Source organism: Leptospira meyeri, from assembly GCF_004368965.1.
Lineage (GTDB): Bacteria > Spirochaetota > Leptospiria > Leptospirales > Leptospiraceae > Leptospira_A > Leptospira_A meyeri.
In genome coordinates this window covers 2,586,613-2,601,168 of sequence record NZ_SORO01000001.1, presented here as the reverse complement: position 1 = coordinate 2,601,168, position 14,556 = coordinate 2,586,613, and the positions used below count along the sequence as shown (strand labels likewise).

Here is a 14,556-nt window from a genome sequence, read left to right as displayed (position 1 = left end):
CCTCTAATTGTTTCCGGTGACTTGCGGTTGAGTTCTCCAACGACGGTGGACCCAAAAGTACTGCTCCGGAAACAACTTCACTTCCTCTTCCAAAGTTTTTGTCCAAAGTTCTGTATAATGCCGAATCACATCGTCCTTGGAAGGGTAAAGTTTTTTATCAACAAAACCTAAATCCTTAACGCGAACAATCACCTTCCCATCTGGGCCAGCTAACACAGAATAATATAACATTTTAGCACCAGTTAAGTATGCCATAAGGGCCGGGCCGACAAAAGTTGATGCTAACCTATTCATAAAAGGAACAAAGATCCCCGCCTTACCAGCATTTTGGTCAGCACCAAATCCAATCCAATATCCTTGTTTGAGAAGTTTGATAACTTGTGTAGACTCTTGTACGGGAACAAGGACAACACCATTTTTGGATCGCATCCTACGGAGTAACTGATCTACAAAAGGATTTCTTACTTTTTTGTAGATTCCCCCACCCTTCATGCGAATTCCTAAAAATTGAACTAAAATTTCCCAAGTACCAAAGTGACCAGAAATCAAAATCACTCCGACTCCTTGTTTTTTAGTTTCTTCTTCAATTTGTAAACTTTCAGAATCAACAACTAAGTTTTTGTCTAACCACTCCCTTGTCATTCGTGGTGCCCAAAGTGTATGAGCGAGCAGGATTCCCAAATGACGATAGTGAGCCTTCACCAAGTTAAAAATTTGTTCTTCAGTATAACTCGGAAATGCAAAACGAATGTTATCAGCAGCAACCTTTCTATGTTTTTTATCAAAAGGGTAAATTAGTTTAGTTAAAAAGATCCCATAGGACAAACACCATTGATAAGGAAGAATCTTAAATGGAAAATAAAACAAGTATACGATTAAAAACGAAATAAAGTATCCTATCTGTTTCATAATGTTACACAATAAGGCCAAAAGTAATAATGAACTAGAACCGCTATGAGTCCAATTCCAAAACCAATGATCCATCCTCCCAGAATATCACTCACAAAATGATGTAAGGTTAAAAGTCTACCCACACCTGCAAACAAACTGAAGAAAAAGAAATATGGAGTTTCATGAAAGGCAAAAACTAAAATTGTCGATACAACAATCGAATTTGCGCTGTGCGCCGAAGGAAAGGAGTGTTTCATATCCGGATTGGAATCAACTTTTCCCATAACACTGACTAGGGGACGTTTTCTAGCGAAGTATTTTTTTAGAACCAAAACCAAACGATCAGTTAAATAAGTAAATACCAAAACAAAGGGCAAACTAATATAAACAGGTTTGTAAAGTTCACTTAAAAACATAAGTGGTAACAAAACAAGAGCAAACATTTCCCCTCGATTGATGCGAGACAATACCCAACTCATACGTGGATGGTGGAGATTTTTTTGGATCCAAGTTGAAAACTTTAAATCAATCGTAGAGATTAAATTCATTTAGAAAGCTCTTCTTTTATCTTTTGAAGCGCTTCAGAAAAAGAGGAAGTCCATTGGTTCCTTGTTGCCATATCTTTTAAAGTTACAGTATCTGCTTTGATTTCGTCTTCGCCTCGAAGTAAAATCCAACGGTATCCTTTTTTTTCTGCATAGGAAAGTTGTTTTCCCATTTTTTGAGAAAGTAAAGAAACTTCGACAGCAATCTTTTCTTTTCGAAGTTCACGTGCAAAGTTATGATTTTCTGCAAAAGAAGATTCGTCCAAAAGAGGAATGTAAACAGTAGAATCATTCGCAAAAATTGGTAACAAATCATGAGCAGTTAAAAAATTCTGTAGAGTTACATCACCCAAACCAAAACCAATTCCCGACAGTTCTTCATTAGAGAATAAACCAATCAAATTATCATACCTTCCCCCACCATATAGTGAACGTTTGTTTTGTGGAGAGGTATCAAAAATTTCAAAAATAAAACCTGTGTAATAATCAAATCCTCGCACCACCGAAGGATCGAAATATACAATATCATCTAATCCAATAGTTTTTAAATCTACAAATAAAGTTTGAATCGTGTTTCTTGTTTCTTCCTTGATTCCGGGAATTTGGCCCAGCGTTTCGGTAGTGGCAGCAAGAAACAGGTTTATCTTTGAAACAGCTGTTGGATCATTCGGAATGGTTTTCGAAACAAGAGCAATGTATTCTGCTTCTGTAATTTTATTTTTTTTATCTAAAATTTTCGAAACTTCATGAGCTTGGTTTGGACTTACCTTCAAACCATCTAACAAAAATTCGTCGAGGAGCGATCTATGAGAAATTGTAACCTTAAAACTATTTCTTTTGGCACCAAACGCAAAAAGTATATCACATGCTAGGGATAAAATTTCCAATTCGGCTCTTTGACTTGTCACACCAAACATATCAACATTCAATTGCCAATGTTCTCGGAGACGACCGTGGCCTGGTTGTTCGTATCGCCAAAGGTTAGGAATGGAAAACCAACGAATAGGACGAGGGAGGTCCCTGAGCTTTTTTGCCACCATCCTGGCGACAGTTGGTGTCATTTCAGGACGGATCGCAACCTCACGATCTCCTTTATCGATAAAATTATAAATTTGTTTTCCGACGATTTCTTCCCCGGTTTTGGCTCTATACAAATCCAAGGATTCCACCATGGGGCCATCATATTCTTCATAACCGTAGGATCTGGCGACATCTTTCATCACCGAAAATAGATAGTTTCGAAGGCGCATATCTTCTGGATAAAAATCCCGAGTGCCTTTATAGTTTTCTGTTGTTAGTTTTTGTTCTTTCAATTTTGGCCCCTATTGAACCTGCGAAGTTTAGCCAAAAAAATCAATGAGACTATGGTAAATCTCTTTGGCTTTTTTATCTCCGCTGACACCTGTGATCCTTCCACCCAATCGATAAAAATCATTCACCTCTTCTAAATGGCGTAACTCTAATGCCATTCGAATGGGTGCCTGCAATTTGAAATTGATATCCAGGGTAAATGTTGGTTTCACTTTCAGTGCTTTGATAATTTCCATATCATTAACTTCCAGGGCAACTCCACCTCTGGAAACGTTGAGTACGTTTTGTTTGACATCAAGAATATGGGTATTTGAGTCCATGATTCTTTCTTGAAACGTACGTTCAACCTCTTTAAACAAATCCAAAACTTCACCAGGAATTCCTGGTCTTTCTGTTTCAAGGGAAAGATATGCGAAAAAATGCATATCTTTCATTTGTATAAATAGAGGATAATAGATAAAAGATCCAATTTTTTTCTTTTTGTATTCTTGGACTTTGTCATCCAACAAAAACTCATCTTCAAATGTTTTTTTAGGATCAAATACATCTGGAGATGGATATGATTCGAACGTTTCCGTATCCAAAATAAAAATTGGCTTTTTATGTTCCTTCATCAAATCAATTTCATCACTGTGAATTGATACAGAAAGAAAGACAACTTTTGACTGTGGATAATTCTTTAGAACCGTTCGTTGGATATCCGAAAGAATCACCTGAGAACTAACTCCAGTTAGTTTCGAAAAATCGATATTTGTTTTTGCAACTAAAAAGTTTGATGCAACAACATTTCCTCGAACCTTTTCATTTCTAGGATCTTGTCTTGTTGCATAAGTTTGTCTACGATCGATTATTTTTCCAAGAAGGAGATTATCCTTTTGGTTGATCAGTTCGTAATCTACTTCAACATGAAAACTCGGTGTTGCTTGTACGGTAAAAATCGTTTCAATTAGTTCTGGGATTGTCTCCAATTCCCAAATATGCGCCCCATCAGGACGTTCTCCTTTGAACCGGACTCGGATGGGAGTATCGTATCCTTTTAGAAACAATCCATTTCCACCCATCATTTGTTTGAAAAATTCAGGTAAAGTTTGCACCGCCTCTAACGGGAGGTATTCTCTATCTTGGTCGAAATGAATTTTTATACGGTTGATCATAACTAGTCTATTTTTTTGAAATTCACACGCCTATTTCGTGAACGTCCTTCTTCCGTTTCGTTTTCTGAGATTGGCTGTGAATAATGGTATGCTTGGACCTTCATTCGCTCCTTCGGAACACCTTTCAATCTCAAATACTGATATACAGAAAGAGCTCTATCTTCACTCAAACTGATATTGTATTCCTTATTCCCAATATTATCAGTATGTCCACCAATTTCAACTTTTTCATTCTTATGTTGGATGAGGAAGTCAGCAAAAAGATCCAATTTTTTCTTATCTTCATCACTCAATGTTCGTTCGTTGAACGGGAAATAAATAATTGTATTGTACAAACTGTCAAAGTCATTTAAATTTCTAAGGTAAAGGACCGTTTCTTTCCCTTCCATAGATAGAATTTTATCTTTCGCAAATAAAAAAGTTTCTTCTTTAAATCCTTTTGCTCTCACCAAAATCTCAAAATCCATAGTAGGAGATTTCTCTAATTCAAAACGGCTATCTTTTGATTCTAAAGATTTTCCTTTTCGAGTGAGGTCATCGAAGTAATAACAAATCGAATTGGGAATGACCAAGTCAGTTCTTTTGTCTTTTACCACAAATCGAATTCCTTGGATGGTTTTATCTGGTCGTTCGTCTTTCGTAGGGCGTATGGGTTGTAAAATGATCTGAGAATATTGTTCTTTGTCCTTTCCTACATTTCCCCTTAAATCCAACAGCAGTTCTGTCGGATGGAATCCAGGAGAAGAAACTTCCACTCGATAGAGTTTCCCAGTTTTGATTGTCGTTCTAAAATTTTCTGCATCAGCAAGTGAAAGATCTCCCCCAATTCGTTTGGAAGTAATCACTTGAATGGGTCTTGTATCATCATAGATTTTCAATGTGGAATCTAGTCCGATCATAATCGCTTCAGAACCATCCAAAACAAGACCACGAAATAAAAATTCATAAGTGCGACGTAGGTCTTCAGGAACCATTGTTCGATAGATGTCAAATTGGCCTTCTCCGCCTGGACGGTTCGAAGAAAAATAAAACCATAAATCATCAAAAGTAACTGAAATTCCTTCGTTATCACTTTCTTCCCAAAGACTGTAGGTGGAATAATCAGCAGGTGTATCAAATGGAAATCCTGTGGATTCACCTGACAACTGTCCTTTGGTGTTAAACGGAGATCCTAATAAAATCGGAGATTCAAAACTATTTTGAGATTCATTGTATTCACTATAATAAAAACTAAACTTACGATTTTTATCATCTCGATTAGAACTAAAATACAACCTCAAGCCATCCCAATGAAAGTTGGGACTAATTTCATCATCCTTTGTATTGATCGACCTACCGATAGAAATTGGTTTTTGCCAAACTCCATCTCTACATTTGATTTTTGGTTTATCTGGATTAATATCCTTTGTTTGAGTGGTGGCTTCTCGTTTGGAAATCCAAAGGTCAAAACCTCCTATCCCTCCAGGTCGATTGGAAGAAAAGACCATAGAACAACCATCAGGTGAAATAGCAGGCATCTTATCTTCAAAATGAGAATTGATTTCGCTGACATGAATCGGAATCGACCAGAGACCAGTCCTTGGATTAATTTTAGTATAATAAATATTTAAACCATCATACCCTTCCCGATTTTTTTTTGGATCTACCTGAGTTTTATCCCGAACAGAGGTAAAATAAAGTTCGTAAGGTTTTTCTTCTTCATCGAAAAGGATCGAAAACATCCCTTCAAAATTCGTTGTGTTGAGTTCGCGAAAATTTTTGGGAGGAGACCAAACCGGTAATTTCATCCGATCCGGAAAACTTAAATTCTCCGAAATCCAAATGTCCATCCCTCCCTCACCACCGGGGCGGTTGGATTGGAAAACAAGGTACCTTCCGGTAGGAGAAATGATCGGGTTGTACTCTACATTCTGGGTATTGAGTGGCTGATAAAACCTTACGTCCTTCACTTTCGGTAAAGGTTGGGCCAGGATTGGGAGTGCCGAAATGATTAAAGAAATAAGGAATTTTTTCATCTGCCGTCTCTCCTATGTATCGACCAAATGGAAATTTCTGCCAAGGGAAAAATAAGGCTTTTAGGGGTGAGTTTACCGATAATCCTTTTCATTCATGGCCGAAATCTTCGGAATCTTAAACATTACAACAGACTCATTCAGCGACGGGGGTAAATTTCTAAACCCTGATGATGCAATCAACCAAGGAACTAAACTCCTACAAGAAGGGGCAGATTGGCTGGATGTATCAGGTCAATCATCTAACATCAATGCGAATTTAGTCTCTGAAGATGAAGAGTGGAAACGAGTGGAACCTGTCATCCGACATTTTGTTCCTAAAGGTGTTCGAATCAGTCTAGACAGTTTTCGTCCAGAAGTGCAAAGGAAGGGAATTGAAGCCGGAGTACGTTGTCTTAATGATATCACTGGATTTACCTACGACGGTGATCGTAGTTTTCTCAATTCATATATCCAAAAATACCCAAAACTCATATTCATCATCATGCATTCGCATAACAAAAATATTGCGAAATTTAAATCAGATTTAAACCCAGAAATTGTAATTAAGAAGATCCAAGTTTTTTTTAGGGATCGTCGTTCTGAACTTCTCGCAATGGGAATTCCAGATTCAGCTCTACTTTACGATCCTGGGATGGGGTTTTTTCTTAGTGAAGATCCATTGGTTTCTTTTCGAGTTTTACAAGAATTGGAAATTCTAAAATTGGAATTCCCCCAACTCATGTTAGGTGTATCAAGAAAATCATTTTTAGGTAACGTACTTGGAAATTTACCGACAACAGAAAGAGAATTTGCAACTTTAGCCTGCGAACTTCACTTGTTAAAAAATAAAATCCCTTTCATTCGAACGCATAACGTACTCAAGTTGAGACAAGCAGAAAAAATTTGGAATTTATGCCAAGGAAAGGAGTAAATTCTCTACGATCCAAGATTGGTATGATTTTTAACTTCTACCTGAACGAACGGCCTTTCTGATATCTTTCCCCTCTTTAGAAAGAGTTGGGAAAAAAACTGGTTCAGGAACGGAATATCCCTTTTCAACTGCCTTACGATAGTAAGGTAAGAGGTTGTCCCATTTGGGATTGTCTTTTAATACGGACAAGGTATCACGCCAAACTTCTAAAAAACTTATTTGAGTTTTTTCACTAGTTGATGCTGATTCCGCCCATTTCAGTGCCTCATCATATCGCCCTAATTCGTAATTGGCCTTTACAAAATAAAAATGAAATTCTTTGTTTTTTTTGGCAGCAACTTCCAATGACTTTGCATAATCGAGCAGACTATACCAGTTATTTTTCTGTACTTGAATGTCAGCCATTCCATACAAGGCGTTCTCATGAAATGGAACTACTTCCAAAATTTGATTAAAATACCCTTCCGCATAAGAATAGTTACCCGTTTGCAAATAGTAATTTGCTAACTCTTCATAGGAATACAATTCCCAACCTTTCACTCGAGAAAGTGCATCCAATAAAACCACTCGTTCATCTGTTCGTAAACGAAGGTCCAATTCTTTTAAAATATTAGTATACGTTACTGACGAGCGTGATGGGGCTTCTTTAGCAATTTTTTGTTTCAGAGTTTCATATTCATCCAACAAAAAATAAAAGCGAAGTCGATTCAAATGTACAACAACTTCATTCGGGTTGGTTTGGATGCATTTGTCCCAGACAACTTCCGCTTGGTCCAACTGAATGGTTTTTGACAATTGGATTCCTTCTGCATTGCAATCCGTGGCAAGAGAACCTGGAACCTCCAAAAACAAAGTATCAGATTCTAATTCATCTTGTTTTGCTATGGGATAACGACAACTCAATAAAATCAAAGTAAGGCAAAGGAGTAGAATGTTAAAAATGCGGAATCTCAATCTAAGGTAACCTATCTGGTTCTGTCTTTTCCTTCATCTTTTGTGCAAATACTAAATATTGCATCGCTTTTTCAGGGTTTCCATTGAAAAGATACAATAAACTCAAATCCAATGCTTCCTGTGCATCAGGAGGAGAGAACTCTTCTGGGTTCTCTTTAGAAAGTTCCAGTTTTGTTTGAAATTCCTTTAACTTCAGCTTTGCTTTGGATTGGATTCGAACCAAACTTTCGTGGACCACTTCATCTTCTTCTTTCCAGGCAGCTTGTAAACTTTCATTAAAATTTGTAAATCCCACATCCTCTTTCACCATTGCGGAAAGCAAAGTGGCAGATGCTTTATAATTTCCCTGTTTCGCGAGAATTTCTGATTGGATGATTTTTAATTGAGCATTTCCCGGATACAAAATCAAATAACGTTCGATCATCTTTAAACTTTCCGGAAAACGATTCCTTTCGTAATAAAACATCGCAAGCCCTCCTAAAGCTGATTTATGGTTTGGTTCGATTTTAATTACATTATTTAGATATACTTCGGTTTTCTCATCATTACCTAATTTCTGATAGGCCTGAGCGAGTAATAGATGCGCAGAAATAAATTTTTTTTCAAAGGTTAAAGTTTGTTTGAGAAAACTTATCGCCTTTTCTGTTTCTTCATGTTTATAAAGTGAAACTGCCAAGTTATAACAGTTTTTAACATTTGCATGGAGTTTATAAGCTCTAGAAAACAAAGGGATGGCATCTGCATGTTTTCCTTGTTTTGCATAAACCACTCCCAAATTCTGCAATGCCAAATGATAATTAGGATCTTTTTCGAGAAGAAGTTTGTATTGTGATTCGGCACGGTCCCATTCCCCGTTTCGTTCCAAACGGACCGCCTCATTGAATAAAGCTTGGATTTCTTGTGCCATACAGACCGATTATCGTTTCAGAAACGAATCTCCCCTGAGAAATTTTATCATGGGAATGGAAAAACCTTCCGAAAGGTACACACAAGAGTCCAGAGGAAGGGGAAAGTTATGCAAAGACTCATACTTTTATCCATAGTATTGTGGCTAGTATCCTGCAGTTCAGCAGATGCCACCCGTAGAGATTATAGTGCTTCCGGCGATCCGGAGGATATTTTTTTTGAACGTTCTGGGAAGTCAAAACCAGCAAGTAACACCAAGTCAGATGACCCAGTGGCTCGTTCTATCATTGACGATTTAGATTCCAATGCAAAAACTACAACACCAACTGTTGTAGCGGCCATCCCAACAAAAAAACCAACAACACAATTTGATGAAGTGGGTTTATCTTCTTGGTATGGACAAAAATTCCAAGGTCGCCCTACTGCAAGCGGTGAACCTTTTGACCGCATGAAAATGACAGGCGCGCATAGAACACTTCCCATTGGGAGTGTGGTCAAAATCCAAAACTTAGAAAACAACAAAGAAGCTGTCGTACGGATCAATGACCGCGGTCCATTTGTTGATGAACGAATTGTGGATGTATCGGAAAAAACAGCAGAGATCCTCGAATTTAAGGACAAAGGGGTTACCAAAGTTGGGATCAAAGTTCTTAAAAAAGGGGAAGATGATCTCGCCGATGATTTAGATGATGCTGACCTTCTTGACGATGCTCCTGCAAAACCAGAAAAACTGACTCCGGTAAAACCTGGTGCAGTGAAACCAGTTGCGGCTGGCAAAGGATTTACTGTGCAAGTAGGGGTGTTTCAAGAAAAAGAAAGAGCCCTGAAATACCAAGAAAACATGAAATCTGAATACAACCAATCTGTGTTCGTCACTCCCCGAGATGGAAAGTTTGTCGTTCAAGTTGGTGATTTTGCTGACCGCGCGAAAGCAGAATCTCTCAAATCAAAATTAAAATACGATGGGATTGATTGTTTTATCGCCAATCGTTAGTTTTGACCCTTCCCTCCGAGCAAATGGCTGGATGGCTGATTTGCTCGGGACGGTAGGAAAATGAATTGATTTCGCATTTCTGCCTGTTACGATTTCGTATTAAATTAGCAACTAGAAGACCCTATGAGTGAAAGCATATTATCCGTTGACCACATACTAACAAATTATTACACATTCGGTAGTTTAATTGTCACTGTCCTCCTTGCGGTCTTGACTACATTCTTTTTCTCCTTAAAAGACAGAACGGTTGCGACCAAACATATGGGGCTCGCTTGTTTGTTTTTATGCCTGTTCCAATTCGGATACTTATTAGGGGCTTTTTACTACCATCCTATTGCTTCCTACCACCGTTGGATCACCGGAGGATTCATTATCTTTGGAATCATTCATTTTGGTCAGTTCTTCTTCCGTTTTCCAGACAATGAAGATAAAAAAGTAGCTACCATCATTCAGTTCGTTCTGTATGCGATTGCTATCGTTGTCGTTTTGTGGTTTCTTGTTACCGTTTCTCAAGGAGAAAGAAAATACCACTTCACTGCTCACCACTGGGATTTTAACTCCGAAGGGCCAAGTAGGATTTTAAGTTTATTCATCGCTGCTTATTCATTTATCAACTTCTTAATTTTACCGGGATATCGATTGTTCCATGTGAAAAAGGAAAAACGGGGAACCCTTTTCATTATGTTGATTGCCGCACTCATAGCAGCAGTCGTACCAAACATAACAAATGTTATGAGCCGGGATGGTGCAATGGAACGATCCACTTATCTCACAGCTCTCGTATTACTTTTTACTTTCACATTTTTTATCATTACAATTTCCTTTATCAACAACAGTAGCGAAAGAACAACCTTTATGGTTAAAATTGTAGGAATTTCATTTGTGACAATCCTACTCATCATGCAGGCTTTCAGTTACTTAGTTGACCAGGAAAAAGAAACCTCTTTTGATAATACAGCAATCCAAAAGGCCCTCCGTGTAGCGGAAGGAGGAGAACGTTCCAAAGATATATTATTTGTCATTGAATCTGATTCTTCAGGCCAAAGTTTAAAAAAAGCTTACTTACCTTCATCTGTTAATTTAGATTTGCCATTAGTACAGGCAGATCTTTACAATACGGCGTTGTATGATGAAGTAGTCAATATCAGTGAAGTTGATTACAGAAAAACTCTCAAAGCCAGTTTAACAAAAACTCCTTATTACTTTGAGGGTTATAAAAATGCAATTGTCCAATTTTTAGAAGAGAATCCTGATACTGAAGGCGCCGAATTAAAAGCTGAAGTTTCCAAATTAATTGAAAAACTCAATCGTAGAACCTTCATCAACACGAATAAACTCGCAGACATTTTACCTGATCAGTTTTGTGAAGAAGGCGTCAAATACGTTGAAAAAGTAAAAAACGTAGACACTTTCCGTGATGCCATTCTCAAACATGTAAGCGATTGTAAATGGGACGGTAAAGAAATATCAGGGGCGGACCTCCGAGTGGAAATGTTGAAGTTCTTCCGATATTTCAAACCGGATTTAACCAGACACTATAGAAAAGATTTGGACGGTGTTTCGCATTACATCGCTTACATGACTTATGATGCGAAAAATAAAATCAACAGAGAAGTTGGTTTTAACTACCGTGACTATCGTGCCTACATGCACAAATCAGCAAAACTCGAACTAGTGATCCTTGCAATTGTGATGTTCGTTTTATTAGTCGTATTCCCGTTATTCTTTCGATCAGCACTTGTCAACCCCCTTTATGCCCTACTCGCTGGGGTTGAAAAAGTAAACCAAGGAAATTTAGAAGTAGAAGTTCCGATCAAGGTAAATGATGAGATTGGTTATTTAGCTGAATCATTCAATGGGATGGTGTCTTCCATTCGAGATGCAAGACGGGAACTGCAAGACTACGCAGAGAATCTAGAAGAAAAAGTAAAAGAAAGAACAAAAGAACTTCAAGAAAAAATGGATGAGATCCATCGATTGAAAGTGCAACAAGATGGTGACTACTTCCTTACTTCTCTACTGGCAAAACCATTATTTTTTAATGCAAATAAATCAGACAACATCCGTTGTGACTTCTTTGTTCACCAAAAGAAAACTTTCGAATTCCGCAATAAAACCGGCGATCTCGGTGGCGATATTTGTATCACAGGAAACTTAAAATTAGGAAAACCTGATGATTTCCATCGTTATACGATGGTGATGAACGGTGATGCAATGGGAAAATCGATGCAAGGTGCCGGTGGTTCCTTGGTAATGGGTGTGGTTATGAATTCCATCATGGCTCGGTCCGCAGGTAACAAACGAATCCTCAATCGAACACCCGAAGAATGGCTTACCGACGTATATGAAGAGGTAAATGCTGTATTCAAATCCTTTAGTGGAACGATGGTAATCTCTGCAACTGTCATGTTGATTGATGATGAATCAGGAAAAATCTGGTATTTTAACGCAGAACACCCTTACAGCATTCTTTATCGAGATGGAAAAGCAAGTTTCATAGAGGAAGAATTGAAACTTCGTAAACTTGGATTGGATTCTGAATATCCGTTCGAAGTACAAACATTCCAACTTTTACCTGGTGACCAATTAATCCTTGGTTCAGATGGACGTGATGATATTGACTTAACTCCGGATGAAGACGTAAGGACAATCAACGAAGATGAAACGATGGTTCTGCGATTTGTGGAACAGGCAGATGGTGATATCTATGAAGTTGAAAAATTAGTCAAAAAAGCAGGGGATGTAACAGATGATATCTCCATGCTCAGCGTTGTTTTCAAAAGTGAAAAGACTCCTGTTCTTCATACTCCAGAAAAAGATGATCTTTCCCACCAGCCGGTTGATGACTTTTTTGACACGCCAGGTGATGATTGGGACGAGGCACTCACAACTTCGGGTGCATTTGAAGAAGGAAAAATTCTCTACCAAAACGGTGAGATTGAAAGAGCCATTACCGTTATGAAAAAAGCCTTCCTTGGTGATCCAAGCAACCAAAAACTAAATAAATTTTTAGGTCTCGTAAGTTACAAAGGAAAGGAATACGATATTGCAGCAAAAGTTCTTACAGAATTCCTAAAAGAAAATGAAGGTTCTGGTGAGTATTGGTACTACTTAGCAATGTCCGAGAAAAAACTCGGAAATTACGAAAGTGCACTAAAAGCTGCACAAGAAGCATTAAAATACGATCCGGAAAATTTCCAAAACCTTATTAACCTTGCTGACGTTAGTCGATTGCTTGGGAATGTTGATCGAGCCGTTACTTATGTCACTCGGGCTCAATCTATTGACCCAACAAATAAAAACGTCCTCAAACTTTCAAAGTTGTTGGAAAAAGCGACTAGCCTCAATTAATTGAGGTTAGTCCCTGATCCTCCATCGTTTTGATTTCTAAATACTGAATATAGGAATCGAATATTTTGCTGAGTTCTATAAAGTTTTCTTGTAATTTGGATCTCTCTTGTTTAACCTTCGCCGCATCGTTTTGAACAATAGCTTCTTTGATATGGATAGCACAAGAATGCAACTCACGATGGGGTATTTCCAACTGATCATGTATTGCTTTTTGTTTTGCATCCAATACTGAGCTTTGGTAGTACCACAAACCCATTTTACAGAGGGTATGGTTTAACTGCGGGAATAAATTTACATTTCCAGTTGCAATTGCTTGGTCAACTGCTTGCACCCAATGGATATGATCTAATCTTCTTTGAAAAATGAATTCCAATAACCAAACCGAATTTTGATTCGTAATCAGTTTTACAGTATTTTCAATTTTAGTAAAAATTGCGTCAAAGTCCGTTTTTGTTCGAACACTATGATCTGAAAGTACGTGAACCTGGTTGGATATACTTGTAGAATCATTGGCAATGTTCAGAGAAGCAACCCCTACTTCGCGAAGTTTGAATTCCAAATCATGGAATTGAGTAATCAAAATCTGAATTTCACTTAAATTTGTTTTTGATTCTTTTCTATTAGAGAGAACGGAAGATTCAATGGCTTGGATTTTTTCGATGATTTCGATGAGAACAGAAGTTCTAGTTTTTGAATTTTCTTGAAATTCCAAAAATCGAGACCGAATATGTTGAGCAGATTCTTGGATTGTTTTGACTGCTACTTTTGTATTTTCGGCCAACTTCGAAACCCCATCCGCTACCACAGAAAAACCTCTCCCTTCTTCACCAGCCCGAGCCGCTTCAATGGATGCATTGAGTGCCAGAAGATTTGTACGATCCGAAATATCTTTAACCAATTGGATATTTTCGTTAATCTTCTGAAGATCGTTATATAAAAGTTGAATTTCTACTTCATTTTTTTGGTTTTCAACTTTTACCCATAATGATTGTTTAGCGATCGTTTCAATCTCTTTTGTTGTCTTTTCTAAACTGTTAACTAACTCAATATTTCTTTGTCCCGTGGCATCAAAAGTTTTTAACGTTTCTGAAATTTGAAATGAAACAGAATGAATCACCGCATCTAATTCTTCCGCACTACTTGCTAGATTGGCAGAAATATCACTAAAATGCGAAAGCCCTGTTACAAATTGTGACTGTAGGTGCTCAATATTCTTAAGGTTGGTTGAGGTTCCGAGGATAGAAACAGCAATTTCATCAGCAGAGGAAGTAATTAAACCTCGTAATTTTCGTTGTAATTCTAAAAGATCTACAATCTCAGAATCATTCGATTCCTCTATGGAAGTGTTACGAATGATATGTTCACGGATCGATTTACGATTCCGTATTAAAAACTCTCTTGTAGAGTCGTTTGATCTAAAATGAAACATAATACTTTTATCTTTTTATCGGTATCGTTTCCATATACTATTTTCCTGAATTGTCATAGAGTTTTTATAAAAACCAGCTTGCCAGAGATAAAATTT

Annotated in this window: 11 protein-coding genes; 3 read left to right on the top strand and 8 right to left on the bottom strand. The window is 37.6% G+C overall.

Annotated elements, in window-relative coordinates:
* Nucleotides 1–3 precede the first annotated feature (3 nt).
* Genes CLV96_RS12270 through CLV96_RS12250 form a run of 5 tightly spaced genes read right to left on the bottom strand, consistent with a single transcriptional unit; the run spans nucleotide 4 to nucleotide 5,916 of the window.
* Nucleotides 4–909: a lysophospholipid acyltransferase family protein gene (locus tag CLV96_RS12270; RefSeq protein WP_004784362.1), complete on the bottom strand. Its 906-nt coding sequence runs from the start codon at nucleotides 907–909 to the stop codon at nucleotides 4–6.
* Nucleotides 906–1,439, bottom strand: coding sequence for a phosphatase PAP2 family protein (locus tag CLV96_RS12265; protein ID WP_004785601.1), 534 nt, complete (start codon nucleotides 1,437–1,439; stop codon nucleotides 906–908). The genes CLV96_RS12270 and CLV96_RS12265 overlap by 4 nt, the downstream gene beginning before the upstream one ends.
* The gene (hisS, locus tag CLV96_RS12260) at nucleotides 1,436–2,749 is read right to left on the bottom strand and encodes a histidine--tRNA ligase (RefSeq protein WP_004786304.1); all 1,314 of its coding nucleotides are present in this window, start codon (nucleotides 2,747–2,749) and stop codon (nucleotides 1,436–1,438) included. The genes CLV96_RS12265 and hisS overlap by 4 nt, the downstream gene beginning before the upstream one ends.
* Nucleotides 2,750–2,776: 27 nt before the next feature.
* Nucleotides 2,777–3,901 carry a DUF1577 domain-containing protein gene (locus tag CLV96_RS12255; RefSeq protein WP_004786612.1) on the bottom strand — a complete coding sequence of 375 codons (1,125 nt, stop codon included), beginning with the start codon at nucleotides 3,899–3,901 and terminating at the stop codon, nucleotides 2,777–2,779.
* Between the two features lie 2 nt (nucleotides 3,902–3,903).
* Nucleotides 3,904–5,916: an OmpA family protein gene (locus tag CLV96_RS12250; RefSeq protein ID WP_004784459.1), complete on the bottom strand. Its 2,013-nt coding sequence runs from the start codon at nucleotides 5,914–5,916 to the stop codon at nucleotides 3,904–3,906.
* Nucleotides 5,917–6,010: 94 nt separating this feature from the next.
* On the opposite strand from CLV96_RS12250, the gene folP reads away from it, so the two are divergent.
* A complete protein-coding gene (gene folP / locus CLV96_RS12245) occupies nucleotides 6,011–6,826 on the top strand; it encodes a dihydropteroate synthase (protein WP_004785204.1) in 816 nt (271 codons plus the stop codon).
* Nucleotides 6,827–6,856: 30 nt separating this feature from the next.
* On the opposite strand, the gene CLV96_RS12240 is transcribed toward folP, so the two are convergent.
* Nucleotides 6,857–7,780, bottom strand: a complete 924-nt coding sequence (locus tag CLV96_RS12240; RefSeq protein ID WP_004786194.1) for a tetratricopeptide repeat protein — start codon at nucleotides 7,778–7,780, stop codon at nucleotides 6,857–6,859.
* A 1-nt stretch (nucleotide 7,781) separates the two neighbouring features.
* On the bottom strand, nucleotides 7,782–8,687 hold the full coding sequence (locus CLV96_RS12235) for a tetratricopeptide repeat protein (RefSeq protein ID WP_004785054.1): 906 nt from the start codon (nucleotides 8,685–8,687) through the stop codon (nucleotides 7,782–7,784).
* A gap of 108 nt (nucleotides 8,688–8,795) precedes the next feature.
* Here CLV96_RS12235 and mpl36 point away from each other — a divergent pair, with 108 nt between their 5' ends.
* Together mpl36 and CLV96_RS12225 are read left to right on the top strand one after the other, a co-directional pair.
* Nucleotides 8,796–9,680 (top strand): RlpA family plasminogen-binding lipoprotein MPL36, encoded by an 885-nt coding sequence (mpl36, locus tag CLV96_RS12230; protein ID WP_004787585.1) that lies wholly within the window; start codon nucleotides 8,796–8,798, stop codon nucleotides 9,678–9,680.
* Between the two features lie 123 nt (nucleotides 9,681–9,803).
* Nucleotides 9,804–13,031, top strand: a complete 3,228-nt coding sequence (locus CLV96_RS12225; protein ID WP_134151975.1) for a SpoIIE family protein phosphatase — start codon at nucleotides 9,804–9,806, stop codon at nucleotides 13,029–13,031.
* Here the strand turns inward: CLV96_RS12225 and CLV96_RS12220 are convergent.
* On the bottom strand, nucleotides 13,024–14,460 hold the full coding sequence (locus tag CLV96_RS12220; RefSeq protein WP_004787438.1) for a methyl-accepting chemotaxis protein: 1,437 nt from the start codon (nucleotides 14,458–14,460) through the stop codon (nucleotides 13,024–13,026). The two genes, CLV96_RS12225 and CLV96_RS12220, sit on opposite strands and share 8 nt — an antisense overlap.
* Nucleotides 14,461–14,556 lie beyond the last annotated feature (96 nt).